This window comes from Streptomyces sp. NPDC055239, assembly GCF_053606205.1.
In genome coordinates this window covers 480,742-506,272 of the sequence record NZ_JBSGRD010000002.1, presented here as the reverse complement: position 1 = coordinate 506,272, position 25,531 = coordinate 480,742, and the positions used below count along the sequence as shown (strand labels likewise).

The 25,531-nt window shown below is 70.0% G+C and carries 18 protein-coding genes; 3 read left to right on the top strand and 15 right to left on the bottom strand.

From position 1 onward, the window contains the following. Positions 1-20: 20 nt before the first annotated feature. The 14 genes from ACWFRJ_RS08420 to folC form a co-directional block, all read right to left on the bottom strand. Entirely contained in the window at positions 21-3,953 is a 3,933-nt protein-coding gene (locus ACWFRJ_RS08420) for an Rne/Rng family ribonuclease (protein ID WP_453525791.1), read from the bottom strand. 236 nt (positions 3,954-4,189) lie between these two features. Continuing rightward, a complete protein-coding gene (locus ACWFRJ_RS08415) occupies positions 4,190-4,993 on the bottom strand; it encodes a TIGR03936 family radical SAM-associated protein (RefSeq protein ID WP_453525788.1) in 804 nt (267 codons plus the stop codon). Positions 4,994-5,039: 46 nt separating this feature from the next. Next, a complete protein-coding gene (locus ACWFRJ_RS08410) occupies positions 5,040-6,434 on the bottom strand; it encodes a hypothetical protein (protein ID WP_453525785.1) in 1,395 nt (464 codons plus the stop codon). Positions 6,435-6,493: 59 nt separating this feature from the next. Beyond that, positions 6,494-7,063 carry a GNAT family N-acetyltransferase gene (locus ACWFRJ_RS08405; RefSeq protein ID WP_453525782.1) on the bottom strand — a complete coding sequence of 190 codons (570 nt, stop codon included), beginning with the start codon at positions 7,061-7,063 and terminating at the stop codon, positions 6,494-6,496. Continuing rightward, positions 7,064-8,986 carry a TIGR03960 family B12-binding radical SAM protein gene (locus ACWFRJ_RS08400; RefSeq protein WP_453525779.1) on the bottom strand — a complete coding sequence of 641 codons (1,923 nt, stop codon included), beginning with the start codon at positions 8,984-8,986 and terminating at the stop codon, positions 7,064-7,066. 52 nt (positions 8,987-9,038) lie between these two features. Beyond that, a complete protein-coding gene (locus ACWFRJ_RS08395) occupies positions 9,039-10,631 on the bottom strand; it encodes a CYTH and CHAD domain-containing protein (protein WP_453525776.1) in 1,593 nt (530 codons plus the stop codon). Between the two features lie 49 nt (positions 10,632-10,680). Next, on the bottom strand, positions 10,681-11,883 hold the full coding sequence (gene rodA / locus ACWFRJ_RS08390) for a rod shape-determining protein RodA (protein ID WP_453525773.1): 1,203 nt from the start codon (positions 11,881-11,883) through the stop codon (positions 10,681-10,683). Beyond that, the gene (mrdA, locus tag ACWFRJ_RS08385) at positions 11,883-14,057 is read right to left on the bottom strand and encodes a penicillin-binding protein 2 (protein WP_453525770.1); all 2,175 of its coding nucleotides are present in this window, start codon (positions 14,055-14,057) and stop codon (positions 11,883-11,885) included. Before mrdA ends, rodA begins: the two co-directional genes overlap by 1 nt. 97 nt (positions 14,058-14,154) lie before the next feature. Beyond that, positions 14,155-14,826: a rod shape-determining protein MreD gene (gene mreD / locus ACWFRJ_RS08380; protein ID WP_453525767.1), complete on the bottom strand. Its 672-nt coding sequence runs from the start codon at positions 14,824-14,826 to the stop codon at positions 14,155-14,157. 13 nt (positions 14,827-14,839) lie between these two features. After that, a complete protein-coding gene (mreC, locus tag ACWFRJ_RS08375) occupies positions 14,840-15,793 on the bottom strand; it encodes a rod shape-determining protein MreC (RefSeq protein ID WP_453525764.1) in 954 nt (317 codons plus the stop codon). Positions 15,794-15,941: 148 nt separating this feature from the next. Further along, positions 15,942-16,961, bottom strand: a complete 1,020-nt coding sequence (locus ACWFRJ_RS08370; RefSeq protein WP_160505014.1) for a rod shape-determining protein — start codon at positions 16,959-16,961, stop codon at positions 15,942-15,944. 347 nt (positions 16,962-17,308) lie between these two features. Next, complete coding sequence (gene ndk / locus ACWFRJ_RS08365; protein ID WP_453525761.1) at positions 17,309-17,719, bottom strand: nucleoside-diphosphate kinase; 411 nt, start codon at positions 17,717-17,719, stop codon at positions 17,309-17,311. Positions 17,720-17,844: 125 nt separating this feature from the next. After that, the gene (locus tag ACWFRJ_RS08360) at positions 17,845-18,201 is read right to left on the bottom strand and encodes a DUF4233 domain-containing protein (RefSeq protein WP_453525758.1); all 357 of its coding nucleotides are present in this window, start codon (positions 18,199-18,201) and stop codon (positions 17,845-17,847) included. Between the two features lie 5 nt (positions 18,202-18,206). Beyond that, a complete protein-coding gene (folC, locus tag ACWFRJ_RS08355; protein WP_453525754.1) occupies positions 18,207-19,733 on the bottom strand; it encodes a bifunctional tetrahydrofolate synthase/dihydrofolate synthase in 1,527 nt (508 codons plus the stop codon). A gap of 133 nt (positions 19,734-19,866) precedes the next feature. Here folC and ACWFRJ_RS08350 point away from each other — a divergent pair, with 133 nt between their 5' ends. Together ACWFRJ_RS08350 and ACWFRJ_RS08345 are read left to right on the top strand one after the other, a co-directional pair. Then, a complete protein-coding gene (locus ACWFRJ_RS08350; RefSeq protein WP_453525751.1) occupies positions 19,867-20,874 on the top strand; it encodes a rod shape-determining protein in 1,008 nt (335 codons plus the stop codon). A gap of 165 nt (positions 20,875-21,039) precedes the next feature. Next, the gene (locus ACWFRJ_RS08345; RefSeq protein ID WP_453525748.1) at positions 21,040-21,705 is read left to right on the top strand and encodes a hypothetical protein; all 666 of its coding nucleotides are present in this window, start codon (positions 21,040-21,042) and stop codon (positions 21,703-21,705) included. 20 nt (positions 21,706-21,725) lie between these two features. Here ACWFRJ_RS08345 and ACWFRJ_RS08340 read toward each other — a convergent pair whose 3' ends face one another. Beyond that, entirely contained in the window at positions 21,726-24,350 is a 2,625-nt protein-coding gene (locus ACWFRJ_RS08340; protein WP_453525745.1) for a valine--tRNA ligase, read from the bottom strand. A gap of 137 nt (positions 24,351-24,487) precedes the next feature. Here ACWFRJ_RS08340 and ACWFRJ_RS08335 point away from each other — a divergent pair, with 137 nt between their 5' ends. Continuing rightward, entirely contained in the window at positions 24,488-25,459 is a 972-nt protein-coding gene (locus tag ACWFRJ_RS08335) for a hypothetical protein (RefSeq protein ID WP_453525743.1), read from the top strand. Positions 25,460-25,531: the final 72 nt, after the last annotated feature.

The window sequence follows — 25,531 nt, the reverse complement described above, 5'->3', positions numbered from 1 at the left end:
ACGGACTAAGAAGGAGGGGGTCAGCCCTCGTCGGCCGCGGAGGCCTTGACGCCGGCCGGCGCCTGCTCCGCCGCGGCGGTCTTCTTCGTCGTCTTCGACGCCTTCTTGGCCGTCGTCTTCTTTGCGGCCGTCTTCTTGGCGGCGGTCGCGGTCTTCTTGGCGGCCGTCTTCTTCGCGGGCGCCTTCTTGGCGGCGGTCTTACGCGCCGTCTTCTTGGCCGGAGCGGCTTCCTCGGCGGTGTCCGCCTCGGGCTTCTCCGTGACCTTCTCCGGGGCCTCCGTGACCTTCTCGGCCGACGGGACGACCAGGACGGCCGCCTCATCGGATGAAGTGGTCGGCGCGGTGGCCTTGCGGACCGCACGGCGGCGCGGACGGGCCGGAGCGGCGTCGGCAGGGGCTGCCTCGGCGGCGGCCACCGGCTCCGCGGCGACGGGCTCCGCCTTGGGCGCCTCGGTGACGATCACCTCGGCGGCCTGAGGCTCGGCGCTCTGCGCGCTCTTCGGCGAACCTGCGGGCGACGTCGCCTTGCGGGTCGCACGACGGCGCGTACGTCCCTTGGGAGCGGCATCGTCCACGGGCGCCTCAGGAGCGGCATCGACGACGGCGGCGGCAGGCTGCGGAGCAGCCTCCTCCTGGGCCGGTGCGACCGGAGCCTCGACGACCGGGTCCTCGGCGGCCGGAGCCTCGGCCGTGGCGGCCTGCCGGGACCTGGACCGCTTCTTCTCCGACTTCTCCGACTTCTCCGACTTCTCCGACTTCGGGGCGCTCTCCGTGGGCCCGGTCTCCGCCTTCGGGGCGCCGGCCGGAGCCGAGGCCCGACGGGTCGCCCTGCGGCGCGAACGGCCACCGCGGGACGCGGCTGCCTCGGCCTCGGACGCGCTGCTGTAGAGCTCCTCGTCCGGCACGAACTCCGGCTCGGGAAGCGCCATCGGAGCAGCGGCCTCAGCGGCGACCTCGGCCTCGGACTCGGTCTCGACCTCGTCGGCTGTGTCGTGACTGTCGTGGGTCTCGTGCTCGTGCGTGTGCTCCTGGCCCTGCTCGGAGCCGCCGCGCCCGCGCTTCTTGCGCTTGCCGCCGCCACCGGCGGCCGTCGGCTGCTCCATGTGCACGATCACGCCGCGGCCGTTGCAGTGGACGCAGGTCTCGGAGAAGGACTCCAGGAGGCCCTGGCCGACCCGCTTACGGGTCATCTGCACGAGACCGAGCGAGGTGACCTCGGCCACCTGGTGCTTCGTACGGTCACGGCCCAGGCATTCGAGCAGACGGCGCAGGACCAGGTCCCGGTTGGACTCGAGCACCATGTCGATGAAGTCGATGACGACGATGCCACCGAGGTCACGCAGGCGCAGCTGGCGCACGATCTCCTCGGCCGCTTCGAGGTTGTTCCTCGTCACGGTCTCTTCGAGGTTGCCGCCCTGACCGGTGAACTTGCCGGTGTTGACGTCGACGACGATCATCGCCTCGGTCTTGTCGATCACCAGCGAGCCGCCGCTGGGCAGCCAGACCTTGCGGTCCAGGGCCTTCATCAGCTGCTCGTCGATGCGGTACGTCGCGAAGACGTCGACCTCGGAGGTCCAGCGGTTGAGGCGGTCGGCCAGGTCGGGGGCGACGTGGGAGACGTATCCGTGGATGGTGTCCCAGGCCTCGTCACCGCTGACGATGACCTTGGAGAAGTCCTCGTTGAAGATGTCGCGGACGACACGGACGGTCATGTCCGGCTCGCCGTACAGAAGGGTCGGCGCGGCGCCGCCGTTCTTCGCCTTCTTCTGGATCTCTTCCCACTGCTGCTGCAGACGCTCGACGTCACGGCGCAGCTCGTCCTCGCTCGCGCCCTCGGCGGCGGTGCGCACGATGACGCCCGCGTCCTCGGGGACGATCTTCTTGAGGATGGTCTTCAGCCGCGCGCGCTCGGTGTCGGGCAGCTTGCGGCTGATGCCGGTCATCGAGCCCTCGGGCACGTAGACCAGGTAGCGGCCGGGCAGCGAGACCTGGCTGGTGAGGCGGGCGCCCTTGTGGCCGATCGGGTCCTTCGTGACCTGCACGAGGACCGACTGGCCCGACTTGAGGGCCGACTCGATGCGGCGCGGGCCGTTGGCCATCCCGAGCGCCTCGAAGTTGACCTCACCGGCGTAGAGCACGGCGTTGCGGCCCTTGCCGATGTCGATGAAGGCGGCCTCCATCGACGGCAGGACGTTCTGCACCTTGCCGAGGTAGACGTTGCCCACGTACGAGGTGGCCTGCTCCTTGTTGACGTAGTGCTCGACGAGCACGTTGTCCTCAAGGACGCCGATCTGGGTGCGCTCGCCGTTCTGGCGGACGACCATCACGCGCTCGACGGCCTCGCGGCGCGCCAGGAACTCGGCCTCGGTGATGATCGGCACACGACGGCGGCCCTGCTCGCGGCCTTCGCGGCGGCGCTGCTTCTTGGCCTCCAGGCGGGTCGAGCCCTTGATGGACGTGACCTCGTCGACGCCGGTGCCCAGCTCGCGCTCTTCCTTCTTGCGCGGCTCACGGACCTTGACGACCGTACGCTCCGGGTCGCCGTCCGCGGTGCTCTCGGCCTCACCGGAGTCACCGGCACGACGGCGGCGGCGACGGCGGCGACGGCTGCTGCTCGAGCCGGCGCCCGAGCCGTTGTCATCGGCCTCGTCATCGTCCTGCTCGGCCGCGTGCTTGGCGTCTTCGGTGTCCTTGACGTCCTCGGCGGCGTCCGTGTCGGAATCGGCGTCCGCGTCCTGCTGGTCGGAGTCGTCGGCGGACTCACCGCGGCGACGGCGACGGCCACCACGACGGCGACGGCGGCCGTGGCGCTCACCGGAGTCGTCGGACTCGTCGTTGTCGTTGGTGTCGTTGGTGTCGCTGTCCTCGGCGGTGTCCTCGGCCTCTTCGGGCTCGGGGGACTCGGCCTCGACGGCCTTCGCGGCGGGCTTGGCGGGCTCGCGCTCGGCGGCGGGCTGCTCCTCGGCGGCCCGGCGGCGGTTGCGGCGGCGGCGCCCTCCGGTCTCCTCCTCCACCACGGGTGCGGCGGCGACGGGCTCGGCCTCGACCTCTTCGGCGGGCTCGTCGGCCGCTTCGGCGGCGGCAGCGGCGGCAGCGCTCTCGGGGGTCTGGAACATCGGCGCGGCGAACACCGGCGCCTGGAAGACGGCGACTGCGGGGCGCGGCTTCCTTCCGGAGCCCTCCTCGGTGTCACCGCCGCGCGCCTTGCGGGCCCGCGTCGGGGCGGGCGCCGAGAATCCGGCGGCGGCCTTGCGGGTGGCACGGCGGGGACGGCGGCCGGTGGGCGCGTCATCTTCGGCTTCGGCGGGTTCCGCTTCGGGGGTCTGCTTGCCCGCGGCGGGCGCGGCTTCGGCCTTCGGCTCGGCGGGGGCCTGCTCGGCCTGCGTCTCCGCGGCGGGCGCGGACGAACCGCGGGTCGCGCGGCGGCGGGCACGGCGCGGGGCGGCGTCGCCGGACTCCGGCTGTGCCTCGGGCGCGGCGGCGGGCTCCTCGGCGGCGGGCTCGGCCACTACGGGCGTCTCTGCGGCGGCCTCGGCGGCCTGCGGCGCACCGGCGGGCGCGGAGGCGCGGCGGGTGGCCCGGCGGCGGCGCGGGGCGGGAGTGGTCTCTTCAGGCTCGGCCTCGGCCGCTGCGGGCTCGGCGACCGGCGCTTCGGCGGCCGTCTCAGCGCCCTGCGGCGCACCGGCGGGAGCCGAAGCGCGGCGGGTGGCCCGGCGGCGACGCGGGGCGGGAGCGGCTTCCTCGGCCGGTTCCGGCTCCGGAGCGGCGGCCTTGGCGGGCTCTTCGGCGGCGGGGGTGGCCGGTATGGCCGGAGCTGTGCCCCCGGCACCCTCGGTGCCACCCACGGGCGGCCCGGCGGGCCGCGACGCCGCACGGCGCCTGCGGCGCGGCGGAAGGGTGTCGCTGGGTGTGTTGTTGTCCGAGCCCTCAGTGGGTTCGTTCGGCTCAAGCATGCGGGCGGTTCTCCCGTCACGCTCCCGGGCGCCGCGCCTGGTCCGGTGATGTCCGCGGCTCTCGCTCACCTACGCGGGGCCGCCATCCGGGGGCGTGGGCGCCGCACGGGAGCTCTATGTGTCTGTCTCACCGGTTCCGTACGCCCAAATGCGGACGGCCTGGCGAAAGTCTCGGTCAGTGCGCTGCCCGACCCAGGTGGCTCCCGAGTACGAGGGCGGCGCTTCGACGCGCGTCCCTACGCGGGACCTTCCGTCGCCGGCACCTTCGCGGCGGCTGCGGCGACCCCTTGGTTCTCAAGTGGGGCCGTGGCTGCCTCGCGGTCGGGCGCGAGCGGGTCGGTCACCGTGCCGGTCTCGTCGTCAAGAAGCCCCTGCGCCAGCCTGGTCACCGCTGCGGCGACCGGCGGCGCCAGGTCAGCTACAGCTCTGAGACCGGACAAGACGTCGTCGGGTCGTACGGCAGGTGTCACGTGCCGAACAACCAGCCGCAGTATCGCACAGGGCTGGTCGGTCGGCCTATCAGCGTCGTGGCTGAGTGCCTCGTCAGAGGCGATTGCCTCAAGACTCACGACGGCCGCACGGGCATCGAACGTCCGCATACCGTTCTTCGCACGGCGCTGGACCTCGACGCTCTCCGCGGCCCGGAAGGCCTCGGCGGCACGCTCCGCGTCCGCGGGCTCCACGCCGTTAAGGCGCAGCTCCCAGATGGACCCGGTGAGCCGGTCGGCGAGCCCCGACGTACGGGACTCGACGGCGTCCACGATGTCGAGGCCGTTCGGCATCGACTCGTCGAGCAGCTCGCGCAGCTTGTCGGGGTCACGCGGCTCGGTGAGCGCGATCTCCAGGTACTCGGCCTCACTGCCCGTGCCGGTGGGTGCGGCATTGGCGTACGACACCTTGGGGTGCGGCGTGAACCCCGCCGAGTACGCCATGGGCACATCGGCTCGGCGCAGCGCCCGCTCGAAGGCGCGCTGGAAGTCACGGTGGCTGGTGAACCGGAGGCGGCCGCGCTTGGTGTAGCGCAGTCGGATGCGCTGCACCGCGGGAGCGGGCGGCGGGCCTTCGGGCTGTCGCTTGCCCAGTGTTCTAGTCCTTCGTGAGTGCGGTCGTACTGCTACCTAGAGTACGTGCCCCGGGCGTGTCAGGTTCCCGCCGGGCCACGGGCACCGGCGCGGGCTCCGCCGAGGCCGCCCCGACAGGGACCTGTCCCTTCGGCGCCCCGAACAGCATGCGCCGTACGTCGGCACGGGCGTCCCGCACGCTCTGGCGGGCTGCGGCAAGGGCCTGCCGGGTGGCGCGGCCCGCGTCCTTCACCGCCTGGGCGGCAGGGCGCCAGACCCCGTCGCGCAGGACGTGCCCGACGGGAGCGAGGACCGAGCGGTACACCCAGCGCACCGGGTCGACGAAGAGCCACCGCAGGAGCCGGCCGAGGAAGCGCCCCACGGCGAGCGAGATGTACCCGGCGATCCGCCAGGCGTGTCCGAGCGCGCCGACGATCTCGCGTACGACGACCGCGATGCCCCGCCCGACGGGCGCGAGCACCCAGCGCCACAGGGCGACGGCGGGCACGACGAAGATCCAGCGCCCCAGAGCGCCGAGCACCGTCCCGATCCCCCGGAGGAGCCAGCTGGCCCCGGCCCCGATCCCCCATGCCGTCCAGGCGATGCCCGCCCCGATTCCCTTGGCGAGCCAGGCGATCGCGTGCCCGACCGGCGTGAGGACGGACGCGTACAGCCAGACGGCGGGGATCACGACGAGCACGCGCCCGAGCCACGCGAGCCCCTTGCCCATGGGCACGAGCACATACCGCCAAAGCCCCACCCACGGCCACACGAACACAGCCTTGAGCAGCCACACCAGACCGAAACCGATACCGCGTCCGGCCACCGAGGCCCCCGCAGCGACGCCCCGCGCGAGCCAGGCGATCGCGCGCCCGACCGGCGCGAGGACGGACGCGTACAGCCACACGAAGCCGTGCCCAACTCCCCTGCACAGCCAGGCGATGCCATGTCCTATGGGCGTGAGGACCGACGCGTAGAGCCACACGGCCGGGATCACGACGAGCACGCGCCCGAGCCACGCGAGCCCCTTGCCCACGGGCACGACCACATACCGCCAAAGCCCCACCCACGGCCACACGAACACAGCCTTGAGCAGCCACACCAGACCGATGCCGATACCGCGCGCGACCGGCGTGAAGACGTACTCGTTCAGCCACTCCAGCGGCGTCACGATCAGCGTCCTGCCCAGCCAGGCGAACGCGCGCCCCACGGGCCGCAGCGCCCTGAAGTACAGAAAGCGGCCGCACACGGCGAGCGCGTCCCACAGCAGGCGTACCGGCACGACGAGCACGAGCACCACGATCCGCACCGGGATGCGGATCGCGACGGCGAGACACCCCTCGGCCTGCGGTTGAGGGGTGTCGAGCGGCTGCTGCTCCGGCTCACGCTTGTGCAGCGAGGGCCGCTTTTCCAGGTCCATGCCGTCCTAGACGCTTCAGTGGAGGCTGCTGGTTCGGTCAATCCCCGGTCAGTCGCCGGTCAGTCGCCGGTCGGGATCCAGTAACGCAGCTTTCCGCCGCGTTCGTCCTCGAACGCGCCGCCTGCGGCCTCGATCACCTTGCGCGAACCGGTGTTGTCGGTGTCGCAGGTGACCAGGACCGATGCGAGGCCGAGCGCGCGGGCGTGCGGCAGGCTGCCGATCAGCATCGCCGTGGCGTGGCCGCGGCGGCGGGCGGTGGGGCGTACGTCGTAGCCGATGTGGCCGCCGTACTCGCGCAGGAAGCGCGTGTTGACGTTGTGCCGGACGGCGAGACGGCCCAAGTAGTCGGCGCCGTCCGCGTACCAGAGGGTCGTCACGGGGACGGAGAACGGCTCTGCGGGGTGCACGGCGGCGCGCACCTCGGCCACGTAGCGCTCGAAGACCACCGGGTCGTGCCACTTGTCGCCGTAGTCGCGCAGGGTGCGGCCGAGCGTCGTGTCGTCGTCATCGCCGCCGCGCCCCTCGGCGCGGAACTCCTCCATGGCGGCGATGAAGGAGAGATGCACGAGGCCGGAGGGCGGGGCGAGTTGAGGAACACCCGCCCCGTCCACCGACCCCGGCCGCTCCACCTACTTCACCACCGACAGCGGAAGGAGCTTCTTGCCGGTCGGGCCGATCTGGATCTCGGTCTGCATCTGCGGGCACACGCCGCAGTCGAAGCACGGGGTCCAGCGGCAGTCCTCGACCTCGGTCTCGTCGAGCGAGTCCTGCCAGTCGTCCCAGAGCCAGTCCTTGTCGAGACCGGAGTCGAGGTGGTCCCAGGGCAGGACCTCCTCGTACGTGCGCTCACGCGTCGTGTACCAGTCGACGTCCACGCCGAAGTCGGGCAGCGTCTTCTCGGCGCAGGCCATCCAGCGGTCGTAGCTGAAGTGCTCGCGCCAGCCGTCGAAGCGGCCGCCGTCCTCGTACACGGCGCGGATGACGGAGCCGATACGACGGTCACCGCGCGAGAGCAGGCCCTCGACGATGCCGGGCTTGCCGTCGTGGTAGCGGAAGCCGATCGAGCGGCCGTACTTCTTGTCGCCGCGGATCTTGTCGCGCAACTTCGTGAGACGGGAGTCCGTCTCCTGCGCCGACAGCTGCGGGGCCCACTGGAAGGGCGTGTGCGGCTTGGGCACGAAGCCGCCGATGGAGACCGTGCAGCGGATGTCGTTGCCCGCGACCTCGCGGCCCTTGGCGATGACGTTCGCCGCCATGTCCGCGATCTGCAGGACGTCCTCGTCGGTCTCGGTGGGCAGGCCGACCATGAAGTACAGCTTGACCTGGCGCCAGCCGTTGCCGTACGCGGTCGCGACGGTGCGGATCAGGTCCTCTTCGGAGACCATCTTGTTGATGACCTTCCGCATCCGCTCGCTGCCGCCCTCAGGGGCGAACGTCAGACCGGAACGGCGGCCGTTCCTGGTCAGCTCGTTGGCGAGGTCGATGTTGAAGGCGTCGACGCGGGTCGAGGGCAGGGAGAGGCCGATCTTGTCTTCCTCGTACCGGTCCGCGAGGCCCTTGGCGACGTCCCCGATCTCCGAGTGGTCCGCGGAGGACAGGGAGAGCAGGCCGACCTCTTCGAAGCCGGTCGCCTTCAGGCCCTTCTCCACCATGTCGCCGATGCCGGTGATGCTTCGCTCCCGCACGGGGCGCGTGATCATGCCGGCCTGGCAGAAGCGGCAGCCGCGGGTGCAGCCGCGGAAGATCTCCACGGACATGCGCTCGTGGACGGTCTCCGCGAGCGGCACGAGGGGCTGCTTCGGGTAGGGCCACTCGTCCAGGTCCATGACGGTGTGCTTGGAAACGCGCCACGGGACACCGGACTTGTTCGGTACGACGCGGCCGATCCGCCCGTCCGGGAGGTACTCGACGTCGTAGAACCCGGGGACGTAGACGCTGCCGGTCCTCGCGAGGCGGAACAGGACCTCCTCGCGGCCGCCGGGGCGGCCCTCGGACTTCCACTCGCGGATGATCGCCGTCATGTCGAGCACGGCCTGCTCGCCGTCGCCGATGACCGCGCAGTCGATGAACTGCGCGACCGGCTCGGGGTTGAAGGCCGCGTGGCCTCCGGCGAGGACGATCGGGTCGTCGATCGTGCGGTCCTTGGACTCGAGCGGGATGCCCGCGAGGTCAAGGGCGGTGAGCATGTTCGTGTAGCCGAGCTCGGTGGAGAAGCTGAGCCCGAACACGTCGAAGGCGCCGACGGGGCGGTGGCTGTCCACGGTGAACTGCGGGACCTTGTGCTCCCGCATCAGCTCTTCGAGGTCGGGCCAGACGCTGTACGTGCGCTCGGCGAGGACGCCGTCGCGCTCGTTCAGTACCTCGTAGAGGATCATGACGCCCTGGTTGGGCAGCCCGACCTCGTACGCGTCGGGGTACATCAGCGCCCAGCGGACGTCACAAGCGTCCCAGTCCTTGACGGTGGAGTTGAGCTCCCCACCGACATACTGGATGGGCTTCTGGACGTGCGGGAGAAGCGCTTCCAGGCGTGGGAAGACGGACTCGACAGGCATCTCGGCGTCTCTCATGAGCTGGCAGGGGTGACCATCAAGCGTACCCCGGCAGTCAGCCGCCCAGATCCGCCCGCAGTTTCGCCTTCGAGGCCTTGGCCCACACCTGAGGCAGCTCCCGCTCCCTGTCCGTCGCAGCCGCTTCCTCCTGGCCGTACAGGAGTCCCCAGGTGAAGGCGGTCTCGCCCGCCGAGTGGGCCTGTATCGCCAGGGTCCGCAGCGCGTCTCGGGCGACGACGCTGTCCTGGTGGTCGCCGAGGACGCCCTGGACGGCCTTCATCTGCTTGGCGAACCGCTTGGCGGGCTTGCCGAGCGCGGGCGTCGCCGCCTCGCCCGCGTACCGGGCGCGCTTGGCGGCCTTGCGGGCCTCGTGCATGGCGACGTCCCGCTTCTCGCCCGGGGGCAGCTCAAGGGCGTGCTCGACGCGGGATGCGAGGCGACGGTAGTCCTTGAGTACGGCCTTGGGGAGCGCCTTGCCCACGGGAGCGGCGGCGGCCTGGAGCAGCGGGGGGTCGGCGAGCAGGGCTTCCACGGACTCCAGGAGCATCAAGTACCGCTTCCCGTCGAGTACCGCGACCGTCCTGCGCCGGGAGCCGCTGCGGCGGGAGACGCTCCAGATGCGCAGGCGTCCGCGGACGGGGCCAAGGAGCAGGGTCCTCGGTACGGCGGCGATGCGGGCCGTGAGCCGCTCGGTCAGGACCTCCTGGTCACGGTCGACGCCGAGCTCGCCCGCGAGCCACTTCAGCTCGTCGCCGACCGGGTCGGTGACGCTGCGGTCCAGGATCTTCCGGAACGAGCGGAACGCGCTGCGCATGCGGCGCGTGGCGACCCGCATCTGGTGCACGGAGTCCGGCAGGTCGCGGCGGACGTCGGGGTCCAGGGCGACGAGTGCGTCGTGCTGGGCTCGGAGGTAGGCGAGGACGTGGTCGCCCACGGTCCCGGGCCCCTCGCCGACGGCCTCCTTCACGGCCTGGGCCACCGCCTCGCTCTTGCCCGCCTTCTTGCCGCTCTTGAGGGTTTTGGGGAGCTCCAGGCTTTCCTTCGGCGCCGTCTCCGCGAGCGCCCTGCTCAGCTTCGAGGTCGACGCGGACCGCCGCACGCCCGCTTTCTTCAGCTTCTTCTCGACCTTGTCGAGCAGCGCGGGGTCGCCGTCGTCCGCCAGTTCCACCTCGATCTCGGACCACCCGGCCGTACCACCGCCCTCGGTGAGCCGCTCGGCCCGTACTCCGTCGATGCTGACCTCGGCGAGGAGGGCGCCCTGCGCGTCGACGAGGTGGCAGAGCTCCCGGGCGGACAACAGGCGGACGACGGGGACCAGTTCGGCCTCGCGCACACGCGAACGCACGAGGCCGAGCAGCGAGCGCGGCACGCCCTGCGAGAGGGGCGCGTGGATCTCGTCCCGCACCCCGTCCGCGAGCGCGACCGGCAGCTTGAGGTGCCAGCCCGCGTCGCCACCGCCGGTGCGGTGGCGCAAGGTGACGGAGGAGGCGGCGAGGCGCTGATCTGGAGTGTCCCAGTAGGTGGCGTCCAGTTCGACGACGCCTTTGTGGACGACGTCCGCGACTCCGGCCACGCCGGAAAGGTCGGGCAGCGCCGCGTCCGCCCCGACGTCGTACTTACGCTCGATCTCGCGCTTCGTCTCCGCCATGAACCGAATCTAGACGCGATCGCAGGCCAAGGGCAGACCTGCGACAGGCCTACGCCGACATCGGCCGCTGCACCTTGATGGACTGAAGCAGCCCCACCGCCACCCAGACCGCGAACATCGATGATCCTCCGTAGGACACAAAGGGCAGTGGCAGTCCCGCCACCGGCATGATGCCGAGCGTCATGCCGATGTTCTCGAAGGCCTGGAAGGCGAACCAGGCGATGATCCCGGCGGCGACGATGGTGCCGTACAGCTCGGTCGTCTCGCGTGCGATGCGGCAGGCCCGCCAGAGCAGGATGCCGAGCAGGACCAGGATGAGACCCGCGCCCGCGAAGCCGAGCTCCTCGCCCGCGACGGTGAAGACGAAGTCCGTCTGCTGCTCGGGCACGAACTGCCCCGTGGTCTGCGAGCCCTTGAAGAGGCCGGTGCCCGAAAGACCGCCGGAGCCGATCGCGATGCGCGCCTGGTTGGTGTTGTAGCCGACGCCCGCCGGGTCGAGCGCGGGGTTGGCGAAGGCCGCGAAGCGGGCGATCTGGTAGTCGTCGAGGACGCCGAGCTGCCAGACGGCGATCGCGCCCGCCGCGCCCGTGCCGAGGAGTCCGAAGACCCAGCGGTTGGAGGCGCCCGACGCGAGAAGCACGCCAAGGACGATCATCGCCATCACCATGACCGACCCGAGGTCGGGCATGAGGAGCACGATCATTATCGGTACGGCGGCCAGGCCAAGGGCCTGCAGCACCGTGCGGTGGTCGGGGTGGTCCCGGTCGCCCGCGTCCACCCGTGCCGCCAGCAGCATCGCCATGCCCAGGATGATCGTGATCTTCACGAACTCGGAGGGCTGCAGCGAGAAGCCGCCGCCGACCACGATCCACGCGTGCGCGCCGTTGATCGTCGCGCCGAGCGGGGTGAGGACGAGCAGGACGAGGAAGACGGAGATGCCGTAGAGGATCGGCACGGCCGTCCGCAGGGTGCGGTGGCCGAGCCAGATCGTGCCCGCCATCAGGGCGATGCCGATGCCGGTGTTCAGGACGTGCTTGAACAAGAAGGCGTACGGGTCGTCGCCGACCAGCTCGGTGCGGTTGCGCGTCGCCGAGAAGACCAGCGCGGAGCCGATCGCGGAGAGCGCGATCGCGCAGAGCAGTATCGGCCAGTCGAGCCTGCGCACCAGCGAGTCGCGGGCGAGCGCGCGGGACGTCATCGATGAGCGCTCGGGCCCGTATCCGGAGACGGAGAAGCCATTGTTCCCGGCCACTAGTCGCGCCTCCCGTTCGCGGGCGCGCCCGCCAGTTCCTGCTGCTCCTGCGGCGGCTTGGGGGCCTCCGGCTTGTACGGCTTGAGCTTCGGGGAGTCGATCGAACCGTCGGTCTCGATCTTCGGCAGGTTCTTCTGCGGCTGGGGCAGCAGGGCCTTCTTGAGGTTCTGCTTGCCGCTGTCGTCAAGGCCGTAGATACCGTCGTAGATCTTGCGGACGGCGGGGCCCGACGCCCCGGAACCCGTACCACCCTGGGAGATCGTCATCACGATCGAGTAGTCCTTGGTGTACGTCGCGAACCACGAGGTGGTCTGCTTGCCGTGGACCTCGGCCGTACCCGTCTTGGCGTGCATCGGGATCTTGTCCTGCGGCCAGCCGCCGAACCGCCAGGCGGCCGTTCCCTTGGTGGCGACGTCGGCGAGGGCACCGTCTATGTCGCTCCGGGTCTTCTGGCTCATGGGCAGCTTGCCGTGCGACTTCGGCTTGATCTCCTGCGTCTGCTTGCCGTCGGCGCTGATGATCGCCTTGCCGACCGTGGGGTCGTGCAGGGTGCCGCCGTTGGCGATCGCGGAGTAGATCGTCGCCATCTGTATCGGCGTGACGAGGGTGTCGCCCTGTCCGATGGAGTAGTTGACGGAGTCACCGGCGCGCATCTTCATGCCTTCGAGGCAGTTCTCGTACGCGATCTGCTGGACGTAGTCGCCGCCCTTCTTGCCCTGCTTGCACCAGCCGTCCTTGTTCGCCTTCCAGAAGTCCTTCTTCCACTGGCGGTCCGGGACGCGGCCTGTGACCTCGTTCGGCAGGTCGATGCCGGTCTCCTTGCCGAGACCGAACTGGTGGGCCGTCTTGTAGAACCAGTCCTTGGCGTCCTTCTTCGGCTTGTTGCCGCCGTCCTTGGACCACTGGTCGTGCGAGAGCTTGTAGAAGACGGTGTCGCAGGAGACCTCGAGTGCCTGGCCGAGGGTGATGCTGCCGTGGCCCTGGGACTCGAAGTTCTTGAAGGTCTGACCGCCGATGGAGTACGAGCTGGGGCAGGGGTAGCGCCCGTTGAAGTCGTAGCCCGCGTTGACCGCCGCCGCCGTCGGGATGACCTTGAAGATCGAGCCGGGGGCCGCCTGGCCCTGGATGGCGCGGTTCAGGAGCGGGTAGTTGGACTTCTTGCCGGTGAGCTGCGCGTAGTCCTTGCCGGAGATGCCGCCGACCCAGGCGTTGGGGTCGTAGGTCGGGTTGGACGCCATGGAGACGATGCGTCCGGTCTTGTTCTCCATGACGACGACGGCGCCCGCGTCGGCCTTGTAGTTCTCGTTGGTGTTCTTGTCGAACTCCTGGCGGGCCTTCTTCATCGCGTCGTCCAGCCAGTACTCGGACAGGGCCTGCACGCGCGCGTCGATGCTGGTGACGACGTTCGCGCCGGGCTCCGCCGGGTCGTCCTTGGCCTTGCCGATGACGCGGCCGAGGTTGTCGACCTCGTAGCGGGTGACGCCCGCCTTGCCGCGCAGCTGCGCGTCGTACGTCCGCTCGAGGCCGGAGCGGCCGACCTGGTCGGAACGGAGGAACGGCGATTCGGTGTTCTCGGCCTTCTTGATCTCGTCGTCGGTGACGGGCGAGAGGTAGCCGAGCACCTGGGCGGTGTTGGACTTGCCGGGCGCGGCATAGCGGCGGACGGCGGTGGGCTCGGCGGTGATGCCGGGGAAGTCCTCGGCGCGCTCGCGGATCTGGAGGGCCTGCTTGGGCGAGGCCTCGTCCGTGATCGGGATCGGCTGGTAGGGCGAGCCGTTCCAGCAGGGCTGCGGGGTCTTGGAGTCGCAGAGGCGGACCTTGTCGCCGACTTCTTTGGCGCTCATGCCAAGGACGTCGGCGAGCTTGGCGAGGGCCGCCTTGCCGTCGTCCTTCATCTTCATCAGCTCGGTGCGGGACGCGGAGACGACGAGCCGGGTCTCGTTGTCGGCGATCGGCACACCGCGGGCGTCGAGGATCGAGCCGCGTACGGCGGGGTCGACGACCTGCTGGACGTGGTTGCCGGAGGCTTCCTCTTTGTACTCCTCGCCGTTGCGGATCTGGAGGTACCAGAGTCGGCCGCCGAGGGTGAGGAGGAGGGAGAGCACAAGGATCTGGATGACGATGAGGCGGATCTGGACTCTTGGGGTCCGTCCGGTCTCGGGGATGTTGGTCACTGCTTTTCCTCCCCCTCTCAGTGTGTGTACGAGTAGTACGTGTACACGACCGACCTGTGTGCGCGGCCCGTCGGGTACGGGGCCAACTGCGCTTCAGTCACAGGCGCTTGACCCCCTTGATGCGTCCGGCGCGTGCGACGCGGGCCTTGGCCGCCTTCATCCGCAGGCCGCCGCGCTGGTTGCCGATGCGCAGGCCGGTGCCCGAGGAGAGCCAGCCGTTGGAGACGTCCGCGGCCTTGCTTGCGGGAGAGGTCTCCCCCAGCGGGTCGTTCTCGGCCTTCCGGGCGAGCGCGATGATCAGCGGCACGGTGAACGGCGCGAGGAGCAGGTCGTACAGGGCGGCCGTGAAGAGGAGCCCGCCCAGGCCCACGTGACGCGCCGCGGTGTCCCCGACGAGGGCGCCCACGCCCGCGTACAGCAGGGTGGATCCGATGGCGGCGCCGACGACCACGACGAGCGGTCCGCTGGCCGACCTGAGCCGTCCGGTCTCGGGCTTGGCAAGGCCCGCGAGGTAGCCGACGACGCAGAGCACCAGGGCGTACCGCCCTGCCGCGTGGTCGGCGGGCGGGGCCAGGTCGGCGAGGAGCCCGGCGCCGAAGCCGACGAGGGCGCCGCCCACATGGCCGTAGACCAGGGCGAGGCCGAGCACCGTGAGCAGCACCAGGTCCGGGACCGCGCCGGGCAGTTGCAGCCTGGCGAGGACGCTGACCTGGACGACCAGGGCGACGACCACCAGGGTGATGGAGAGCAGGATTCGGTTGAAGCGCATGGGTCCGGTGCTCCTACTGCTCGTTGCCGTTGTCGGCGCCGTCGGCCTGGGCCTGTCCTGACGGCGTGGCCGTCACGGTCACCGTCGGGGTCGGCTTCGGCTTGGCGGGCTTCTTCGGCAGGACCGTGTCGCGCGGGTCCTCGCGGGGCGCTTCGACGACGACACCGACGATGTCCAGCTTGGTGAAGCCGACGTACGGCTTGATGTAGATGTTGCGCGTCAGGTCACCGCCCGACGGGTCGACCCGGACGACCTGGCCGACCGGCACACCGGGCACGAACGGCTTGTCGGCCTGCGAGCCGAAGGTGACCAGGCGGTCGCCCTTCTTGACCTTGGCCTTGCCGTTGAGCATCTGTACCGAGAGCGGGCGGTCGCCTTGTCCGGTGGCGAAGCCGAGCTCGTCGGTCTTCTCCATGCGGGTGCCGACGGTGAAGTCGGGGTCGTTGGCGAGCAGGACGGTCGCGGTGCTGGGGCCGACCGTGGTGACGCGGCCGACCAGGCCGTCGCCGTTCAGGACGGTCATGTCGCGCTTGAGTCCGTCGTTGGCGCCCGCGTCGATGGTCACGGTCCAGGAGAAGCCCTGGGCCGCTCCTATGCCGATGACTTCGGCGCCCTTGATGCCGTACTGCCCCGCGCCTGCGCTCTTGAGCATGCTGTCGAGCTGTCTGACCCTGCTGCGGTTGCGGTCGTCGCTGCCGAGCTTCGCCTTCAACGCGGCGTTCTGCCGCGTGAGTTCGGCGATCCGGTCATGCCGGTCGCCGGAGTCCCGTACCGCGCCGATGGCGTTGCCGATCGGGTCGACCGCGGACGACACTCCGTCCTCGACCGGGCCGAAGACCGTGGCGGCGGCCTGGCGGGCACCGTCGACCGGCGAGTCCTCGCCGCCGCGGATGTCCACCGTGATCAAAGCGAACGCGATGGCGATCAGCAGCACCAGGAGCAGCCGGCTCTCTCGTGTGTCCCTCACGTGCGGCGGCCGTGCCTTCCTCAGTTGGAAATCTCTGGAATTCTGAGCAACTGTGCGTGCCTTCTAAAGGCCTCTATATCAACGATCCGCCGCACGAGGTGACAGGCACTCGTACGGCGGACACCCTTGTCGCGGGTTCGCGCCACTCTCAGCGGCGCGGCGACGCGTCAAGGACCTGCTGAAGCGCCTCGAACTCCTCGACGCACTTGCCGGAGCCGAGCGCCACGCTGTCCAGCGGGTCCTCGGCGATGTGGATCGGCATGCCCGTCTCGCGGCGCAGTCGCTCGTCGAGGCCGCGCAGCAGGGCGCCGCCTCCGGTGAGAACGATGCCGCGGTCCATCACGTCACCGGAAAGCTCCGGCGGGCACTTGTCGAGGGTCGTCTTGACCGCGTCGACGATCGCGTTGACCGGCTCCTCGATGGCCTTGCGCACCTCGGCCGCGGAGATGACGACGGTCTTGGGAAGACCGGAGACCAGGTCACGGCCGCGGATCTCGGTGTGCTCGTCGGCGTCCATGTCGTACGCCGAACCGATGGTGATCTTGATCTGCTCGGCCGTGCGCTCACCGAGGAGGAGGGAGTACTCCTTCTTGATGTGCTGGATGATCGCGTTGTCCAGCTCGTCGCCCGCGACACGGATCGACTGTGCCGTGACGATTCCTCCGAGCGAGATCACGGCGACCTCGGTGGTGCCGCCGCCGATGTCGACCACCATGTTGCCCGTGGCCTCGTGGACCGGCAGGCCGGAACCGATGGCCGCGGCCATGGGCTCCTCGATGATGTGCACCTGGCGCGCGCCGGCCTGCGAGGAGGCCTCGATGACGGCGCGGCGCTCGACTCCGGTGATGCCGGAGGGCACACAGACGACGACACGCGGGCGGGCGAGGTAGCGCCGCTTGTGGATCTTCAGGATGAAGTAGCGGAGCATCCGCTCGGTGATCTCGAAGTCGGCGATGACGCCGTCCTTCAGCGGCCGCACGGCAACGATGTTGCCCGGCGTGCGACCGATCATCTTCTTGGCTTCGGCGCCGACAGCGAGGATGCCACCGGTGTTGGTGTTGATCGCGACGACGGACGGTTCGTTGAGAACGATCCCCCGACCCCTGACGTACACCAGCGTGTTGGCGGTCCCGAGGTCGACAGCCATGTCACGGCCGATGAACGACATGTTGTTCCCCATGAGGATGCGTCTGGCCTTCCCTGGAGCTTCTGATGGCTTTTTAGGTAGGCGAGGTGGGTGCTGTGTGGCGTGGAGGCTTACATCGTAGTCTCGCCTGCACGAACACGGCGCTAGGGTCTTCGCCATTGTCAGCAGATGATGCGCCGCCTCGCTCTTGGAGACGTGCCATCGGAGGCACGGGTTCCCCCGATCGGGGCCGCATATGCCAAGGGGCGGCCGGTTTTCTCGGCCACCCCTGGTCAGGGCGGTGCCCTGCTGACCAGGCGTCAGAAGTCTTTACGGAACTCTTTACGTGCGCCTGTCAGATCCTTGCGTCCGACCGGCGGACGGCCCCGTCAGACGCCCGGGAAGAAGATCTTCAGCTCGCGCTCGGCGGACTCCTCGGAGTCCGACGCGTGGATCAGGTTCTCCCGGACGATGCTGCCGAAGTCGCCCCTGATCGAGCCGGGCGCCGCGGCGATCGGGTCGGTCGGACCGGCGAGGGCGCGCACGCCCTCGATGACGCGCTCACCCTCGACGACGAGCGCGACGACCGGGCCGGAGGCCATGAAGGCGACCAGAGGCTCGTAGAAGGGCTTGCCCTTGTGCTCGCCGTAGTGCTGCTCCAGCGTCTCCTGGTCGAGCGAGCGCAGTTCGAGAGCGGAGATCGTCCAGCCCGCCTTGCGCTCGATACGGCCGATGATCTCGCCGATCAGGCCACGACGGACGGTGTCGGGCTTGAGCAGGACGAGAGTGCGCTGGGTCATGTGCGGCTCCAAGCATTTTTTCTACGAGTGTGTGGGTTGCCCGGCAGAATACCGGCACCCACTACACCGCGTTACCTCCGGCCCCTGAACCCGCCCGGCCGGGCCGGCGTCCTGGGCGGCAAGGGCTAGGCCTCGGCCCCTGCCCCGGACTCGGCCTGCGCCGCGAACCTGGCCTTCGCCTCGTCGATCTTCTGGCCGAAGTGCAGCGAGGCCCACCACAGCACGGCGAACAGCGCCCCCATGAAGAACATGGTCGGCACGACGAACCCGCTCACGATGAGCGCGATCTGCAGCGCCCAGCCCAGCTGCACCCCGCCGGGCCGGGTGATCATTCCGCACAGCAGGACGCTGAGCAGCATCGCGATGCCGCTGACCGTCCAGACCGTGCCCGTCGACAGGTCCGGGTCCTTCATGGCGACCAGACCGGCGAAGCCGATGACGAAGAACTCGCCGATCAGCGTCGAAGCACAGAGCGTACGCACAGGAGTCAGCCCCTCCCCAGGAGCAGTCGGGCCTCGCCGACGGTGATGACGGAGCCGGTGACCAGGACGCCACCGCCCGCGTACTCGCCTTCTTCCTCGGCGAGGGTGATCGCGGCCTCAAGGGCGTCCGGCAGGCGCGGCTCGACCTGGACACGCTCGTCGCCGAAGACCTCGACGGCGAGCCCGGCCAGCGTGTCCGCGTCCATCGCGCGGTGGCTGGAGTTCTGCGTGATGACGACCTCGGCGAAGATCGGCTCGAAGGCTTCGAGCAGCCCCTTCATGTCCTTGCCCTCGCTCGCGGCGACGACGCCGATCAGGTTGCTGAAGTCGAAGACCTCACTGATCGCCTCGGCGGTGGCGCGGGCGCCCGCCGGATTGTGCGCGGCGTCCAGGACGACGGTCGGCGAGGTGCGCACGACCTCCAGGCGGCCCGGCGACGAGACCGAGGCGAAGGCCTTGCGGATGGTGTCGATGTCCAGCGGGCTCGCGTGCTGCGAGCCGATGCCGAAGAACGCCTCCACCGCGGCGAGCGCGACGACGGCGTTGTGCGCCTGATAGGCGCCGTGGAGGGGCAGGAAGACCTCCTCGTACTCCCCGCCGAGACCGCGCAGGGTCAGGAGCTGACCGCCGACCGCCACCGAGCGGGAGACGATGCCGAACTCCAGGCCCTCGCGGGCCACCGTCGCGTCGACCTCGACGGCCTTCTTCAGGAGCACCTGAGCGGCGTCCACCGGCTGCTGGGCGAGGATCACCGTCGCGTCCGGCTTGACGATGCCGGCCTTCTCGCCGGCGATCTCGCCCGGCGTGCTGCCGAGGCGGTCGGTGTGGTCCAGGTCGATGGGCGTGACGACGGCCACCGAGCCGTCGATCACGTTCGTCGCGTCCCAGCTGCCGCCCATGCCGACCTCGACGACGGCGACGTCCACGGGGGCGTCCGCGAAGGCCGCGTACGCCATGCCCGTGAGCACCTCGAAGAAGGAGAGCCTGAACTCCTCCTTGGCGTCGACCATGTCGACGTACGGCTTGATGTCGTTGTACGCCTCCACGAAGCGCTCGGCCTCGATGGGGGCGCCGTCCAGGCTGATCCGCTCGGTGATCGACTGGACGTGCGGCGACGTGTAACGCCCGGTGCGCAGCTCGAAGGCGGTGAACAGGGCCTCGATCATGCGGGCCGTGGACGTCTTGCCGTTCGTGCCGGTGATGTGGATCGAGGGGTACGCGTGCTGGGGCTCGCCAAGGAGGTCCATCAGCGCGGCGATCCGGCTGACGGAGGGCTCCAGCTTGGTCTCTCCCCAGCGGCCCGCGAGCTCCGTCTCGACCTCGCGGAGCGCCTTGTCGATCTCCGGGTCGGTGGGGCGCGAGGGGATGTCCGCCTGGGGCGGGCCCGCCTGGGTGCGCAGGGTGCGACTGCCCGCCTCGATCACGGCGAGGTCGGGGTCGCGGTCGGTCTCGGCTTCGACGATCTCGTCAAAACGGTCGGCGTTGTCGTCGCGGTCGGGGTGCTCGCTGTCAGGCGGGGGGAGGTCACTCACGCACGCCAGTCTACGGACGGGGTCCGACAGTCGCCGCCGGGACCTGTCACCGCCCCTGTCAGGACTTTGGTCCCGGTCGATTCGGGACTTTGGTCCCGCCGATCCGGTCAATCGCCGGGCAAACTTGGTGATCATGGACATAGGCATCGACCTCGGTACAGCGAACACCCTTCTTTACGTGCGCGGGCAGGGCATCGTGCTCAACGAACCGTCCGTGGTCGCCGTCAAGGAGGGGGCGCGCACAGCCCTGGCCGTCGGCACGGAGGCCAAGGAGACGATCGGCCGTACGCCGGGGTCCATCACCGCGATCCGCCCCCTGAAGGGCGGCGTGATCAGTGACTACGAAGCCGCCGAGGAGATGATCCGGCACTTCGTGCGCAAGGCCGTACCGGGGCGCCGTCCCCGTACGCGCATGGTGGTGTGCGTGCCGAGCGGCGTCACGCCGGTCGAGCGCCGTGCCATCGTGCACGCGGCGCAGCGGGCGGGGGCCCGTGCCGTGCACCTGGTGGAGGAGCCGATGGCCGCGGCGATCGGGGCGGGGCTTCCGGTGGCGGAGCCTCGGGGGTCGATGGTGGTCGACATCGGCGGCGGGACGTCCGAGGTCGCCGTCATCTCCCTGGGCGGGATCGTCACGTCGCAGTCGCTGCGGGTGGGCGGGGACCGTCTGGACGAGGCGATCACGAACTTCGTGCGCAAGGAGCACGGGCTGCTCATCGGCGAGCGGACCGCCGAGGACATCAAGGTCGCCATCGGCTCGGCGTGGCCGGTGCCCGGGGACGAAGCGCTTGAGTCGCGGACGTTCACCGTGCGGGGGCGGGAGAAGGTGCGCGGCCTGCCGAAGACGGTGGAGCTTACGGTGCCCGAGGTGCGGGCGGCGCTCGACGAGCCGGTGGAGGCGGTCATCGCCGCGGTGCGCACGACCCTGGAGGAGTGCCCGCCGGAGCTCTCGGGCGACATCATGGAACACGGCATCGTCCTGACGGGCGGCGGAGCTCTGCTCCCGGCCCTTGACCTCCGCATGGCGTCGGCCACCGGCATCCCGGTCTTCGTGGCCGACGACCCCTTGGACAGCGTGGCGATGGGCTGCGGAAAGTGCGTGGAGGACTTCGACGCGCTGGAGCGGGTGATGTCGGCGGCGTAGGCCTGCGGCCGGTTGGGCGGGGAGTCTCGGGGCGGGGGGGTGCGGCGGTCGAGTGGGAGCGGGCAACACTGCCCGCATTGTCGTATATATGACCTTTGTCGTGTGAGGCGTAGGGCGACGGCGTGGCGGACCTCGAAAGCTTGTCCCCGGGGTTCAAATCAGACCATGTGGTATGCCCAGAACCCCGGCCGACGGACCCGCCAGCTGCTCGGCGACGGCGCGGTCCTGCTCTGGACCGCGCTGTGGATCGCCACGGCGTTCGTCGCCTACCGGCTCGCCTGTCTGCTCACGCGCCCCACGCCTCGGACCCACGCCCCGTCGCTCGGCGATCCCTCCCGTCTCCCCCTGGTCGGTGATCGTGTCGACTCCGCGCTGCGGGCCGCCGCCGACATCGCCGGAGCCGGGGACCCGGTGACCGTCCGCGCGGCGGTGATCGTGGGCGCCGTCGTCGTCTTCCTCGTACCCGTCGGTCTCGTGCTGAGCAGCTGGCTCCCCCGCCGCCTGCGCTGGACCCGGCAGGCGGCAGCCGCCCAGGAGCTCGCCGCGAGCGCCGACGGCCGCGAGCTGCTCGCCCTGCGCGCCCTCCTTCGGCCCCTGGACGAGGTCGCGCGGACGGCGTACGAACTCCCCGACGCCACCGCGGGAAGCCTCGCCGAGGGCTGGCGCGGCGGCGACCCCGACATCATCGACGCGCTCGCCGAGGCGGAGCTTGTGCGCCTCGGCCTTCACATCCCCGAGCAGGTGTACATCCCCGGGCAGGAGACGGGACCGGAGAACGGGACAGGGCCCATGGAACCGGTCGGTTCCATGGGCCCTGTCTCCACTGCCTGATCAGACCTGAACAGGCCTGACTAGGCCTGCGGCAGGCCGTCCAGCTGGGCCTGCAGCCTGCTGATGTCGGCGTGCGCCTTGGTGAGGCGGCCGCGGATCTTGTCGACCACGTTGTCCGGCGCCTTCGCCAGGAACGCTTCGTTGCCGAGCTTCGCCGTGGCCTGCGCCTTCTCCTTCTCGGCCGCCGCGAGGTCCTTGGCGAGGCGCTTGCGCTCCGCCCCGACGTCGATCGTGCCGGACAGGTCCAGCGCGACCGTGGCGCCCGAGACCGGCAGCGTGGCGGTGGCCGCGAAGCCCTCGCCCTCCGGCAGGAGGCGCAGGAGCTGACGGATGGCCGCCTCGTGCGGGGCGAGCGCCGTGCCGTCCAGGGTCAGGCGGGCCGGGACCTTCTGGCCCGGCTGAAGCCCCTGATCGGCGCGGAAGCGGCGGACCTCGGTGATGACCTGCTGGAGCGTCTCGATCTCCTGCTCGGCCCCGCTGTCACGGAAGCCACTGTCCTTCGGCCACTCGGCGATCACGAGGGACTCGCGGCCGGTGAGCGTCGTCCAGAGCGTCTCCGTGACGAACGGGACGATCGGGTGGAGCAGGCGCAGCGTCACGTCGAGGACCTCGCCCAGGACACGGCCCGAGACCTTCGCCGCCTCGCCGCCGCCCATGAACGTGGTCTTGGACAGCTCGACGTACCAGTCGAAGACCTCGTCCCACGCGAAGTGGAAGAGGGCGTCCGACAACTTGGCGAACTGGTAGTCGTCGTAGAACGCGTCGACCTCGGCGACCGTCGCGTTCAGCCGGGACAGGATCCAGCGGTCCGTCGCCGACTGCTGCTCCACGGGCGGGAGCTCGCCCTCGATCGTGGCGCCGTTCATCAGCGCGAAGCGCGTGGCGTTCCAGATCTTGTTGGCGAAGTTGCGCGAGCCCTGGACCCAGTCCTCGCCGATCGGCACGTCGACGCCGGGGTTGGCGCCGCGGGCCAGCGTGAAGCGGACGGCGTCCGAGCCGTACTTGTCCATCCAGTCGAGCGGGTTGACCGCGTTGCCGAAGGACTTCGACATCTTCTTGCCGAACTGGTCGCGGACCATGCCGTGCAGCACGATCGTGTGGAACGGCGGGGTGCCGTCCATCGCGTACAGGCCGAACATCATCATCCGGGCGACCCAGAAGAAGAGGATGTCGTAGCCGGTGACCAGGACGGAGTTCGGATAGAACTTCGCCAGGCTGTCGGTCCGCTCGGGCCAGCCGAGCGTGGAGAACGGCCACAGGCCGGAGGAGAACCAGGTGTCCAGGACGTCGAGGTCCTGGGTCCAGCCCTCGCCGGTGGGCGCCTCGTCGTCGGGTCCGACGCAGACGACCTCGCCGTTCGGCCCGTACCAGACCGGGATCCGGTGGCCCCACCACAGCTGGCGCGAGATGCACCAGTCGTGGAGGTTGTCGACCCAGTCGAAGTAGCGCTTCTCCATCTCCTGCGGGTGGATCGCGACCTTGCCGTCGCGGACCGCGTCACCGGCGGCCTTCGCGAGCGGGCCGACCTTGACCCACCACTGCATCGACAGACGCGGCTCGATCGTGGTCTTGCAGCGCGAGCAGTGGCCGACCGAGTGCGTGTACGGACGCTTCTCGGCGACGATGCGGCCCTCGGCGCGCAGGGCGCCGACGATGGCGCTGCGGGCTTCGAGCCGGTCGAGGCCCTGGAAGGGGCCAGGGACGGTGATCACGGCGTGCTCGTCCATGACCGCGATGTTCGGCAGGTCGTGGCGCTGGCCGATCTCGAAGTCGTTCGGGTCGTGCGCCGGGGTCACCTTGACGCAGCCCGTGCCGAACTCGGGGTCGACGTGCTCGTCCGCGACGACCGGGATCGAGCGGTCGGTCAGCGGCAGCTTGATCAGCTTGCCGACGAGGTGCTTGTACCGCTCGTCGTCGGGGTGGACGGCGATGGCCGTGTCACCGAGCATCGTCTCGGCGCGGGTGGTGGCGACGACGAGGGTCTCGTCCCCGTCCCCGTACTTCAGCGAGACGAGCTCGCCTTCGTCGTCCTGGTACTCGACCTCGATGTCGGAGATCGCGGTCAGACAGCGCGGGCACCAGTTGATGATGCGCTCGGCGCGGTAGATCAGCTCGTCGTCGTAGAGCTTCTTGAAGATGGTCTGGACGGACTGGGACAGACCCTCGTCCATCGTGAACCGCTCACGCGACCAGTCGACGCCGTCGCCGAGGCGGCGCATCTGCCCGGAGATCTGCCCGCCGGACTCGTCCTTCCACTGCCAGACGCGGTCGATGAACTCCTCGCGCCCCAGGTCGTGGCGGGACTTGCCCTCCTTGGCGAGCTCGCGCTCCACGACGTTCTGCGTGGCGATACCGGCGTGGTCCATGCCCGGCTGCCACAGCGTCTCGAAGCCCTGCATGCGCTTGCGGCGGGTGAGAGCGTCGATGAGCGTGTGCTCGAAGGCGTGGCCCAGGTGCAGGGAGCCCGTGACGTTCGGCGGCGGGATGACGACCGTGTACGGAGGCTTCTCGCTCGCCTCGTCGGCGGAGAAGTAGCCGCGTTCTACCCAGCGCTCGTACAGCGTCCCCTCTACCTCGGCCGGCGCGTACTGGGTCGGCAGTTCGGTGATGGGCGCTGGAGTCTGCTGCTGAGGATTCTCGGTCACGCGCCCAGTTTAGAGGTGTCACGGGCCCGTCCCGAAACTGGATTCTTGAGTAACGGTTGCGGCCCGACGCCCCACAGGGCTCGGGTGTCGGTCAGGATGTCGGAATCACATAAGCGCACTCAGGGGGAACTCACGCGATGAGCTACAACCAGCCTGGCCCGTACGGCGGGCAGCAGCCCCAGCAGCCCGGTCCTTACGGGCAGCAGCCGGGCCAGCCTGGGCCCTACGGACAGCAGCCGCAGCAGCCCGGCCCTTACGGACAGCAGCCGCAGGCGCCCCAGCCCGGCTACGGCTACCCCCAGCAGCCCCCGCAGGGCGTCCCTCCGCAGCAGGGCGGCTACAGCCAGCCGCAGCAGCCGGGCCCCTACGATCACGGCCAGCAGCAGGGCCCTTACGGGCAGGTCCCGCCGCCCCCGCCCGCGGGTGGCGGCAGCGGCAAGAAGACCGGCCTCATCATCGGCGCGGTCGTCGCACTCGTCGCCATAGGCGGCGGCATCTGGTGGTTCACGGCGGGCAAGGACGGCAGCTCGTCGGCAGGCAACTCCGCCGTGGCGGACGACGGGAAGCACAAGCTCGTCACGCCGGAGACGGTTCTCTCGGAGTACAAGAAGCAGGCCAACAGCGAGGGCGGCTTCAACGACGACGACATGAAGAGGGCCGAGAAGGACGGCGTCAAGAACGGCGAGCCTGTGTCCGCCGACTACCAGTCGGGCGACAAGAGCAACCCGTTGGCGCAGAAGATGATCAAGTTCATGGGCGTCTACGGCGACATCGACGACCCGTCCAAGGTCGTCGACGGAATGTTCGACAAGATGAAGACGGAGTCCGAGAAGGAGGACGCTTCCACCTCCACGGGCGAACTGGTCGGCAGCCCGAAGAGCTTCGACGCGGACGGCGCGGTCGTCAAGTGCCAGGAGACGAAGGTCAAGGGCGGCGGCTCCGGCCCGAAGGAGATCCGCATGCCGGTCTGCATCTGGGGCGATCACAGCACCCTCGGCATCGTGATCCCGGTCGACATGGCGAGCGCCATGACCGGCAAGGGCGCCTCGCTGGAGGACGCCGCCGACACGGCGACGAAGCTCCGCAAGGAAGTCCGCGTCAAGGCCTGAGCCAAGGCCTGGGACAGGGCCTGATTTCTCGCCCGATGTCCTGACGGCGTCACCTCGCACACAGCAGCCCCG

What these genes read in the sequence shown, in the direction of transcription:
- ACWFRJ_RS08370 (WP_160505014.1), bottom strand. Translation starts at nt 16,961, where the DNA reads ATGTCGTTCATCGGCCGTGACATGGCTGTCGACCTCGGGACCGCCAAC.
- ACWFRJ_RS08345 (WP_453525748.1), top strand. Translation starts at nt 21,040, where the DNA reads ATGTGGTATGCCCAGAACCCCGGCCGACGGACCCGCCAGCTGCTCGGC.
- ACWFRJ_RS08410 (WP_453525785.1), bottom strand. Translation starts at nt 6,434, where the DNA reads ATGGACCTGGAAAAGCGGCCCTCGCTGCACAAGCGTGAGCCGGAGCAG.
- ACWFRJ_RS08395 (WP_453525776.1), bottom strand. Translation starts at nt 10,631, where the DNA reads ATGGCGGAGACGAAGCGCGAGATCGAGCGTAAGTACGACGTCGGGGCG.
- ACWFRJ_RS08420 (WP_453525791.1), bottom strand. Translation starts at nt 3,953, where the DNA reads ATGCTTGAGCCGAACGAACCCACTGAGGGCTCGGACAACAACACACCC.
- ACWFRJ_RS08335 (WP_453525743.1), top strand. Translation starts at nt 24,488, where the DNA reads ATGAGCTACAACCAGCCTGGCCCGTACGGCGGGCAGCAGCCCCAGCAG.
- ACWFRJ_RS08350 (WP_453525751.1), top strand. Translation starts at nt 19,867, where the DNA reads ATGGACATAGGCATCGACCTCGGTACAGCGAACACCCTTCTTTACGTG.
- mreD (WP_453525767.1), bottom strand. Translation starts at nt 14,826, where the DNA reads ATGCGCTTCAACCGAATCCTGCTCTCCATCACCCTGGTGGTCGTCGCC.
- ndk (WP_453525761.1), bottom strand. Translation starts at nt 17,719, where the DNA reads ATGACCCAGCGCACTCTCGTCCTGCTCAAGCCCGACACCGTCCGTCGT.
- ACWFRJ_RS08400 (WP_453525779.1), bottom strand. Translation starts at nt 8,986, where the DNA reads ATGCCTGTCGAGTCCGTCTTCCCACGCCTGGAAGCGCTTCTCCCGCAC.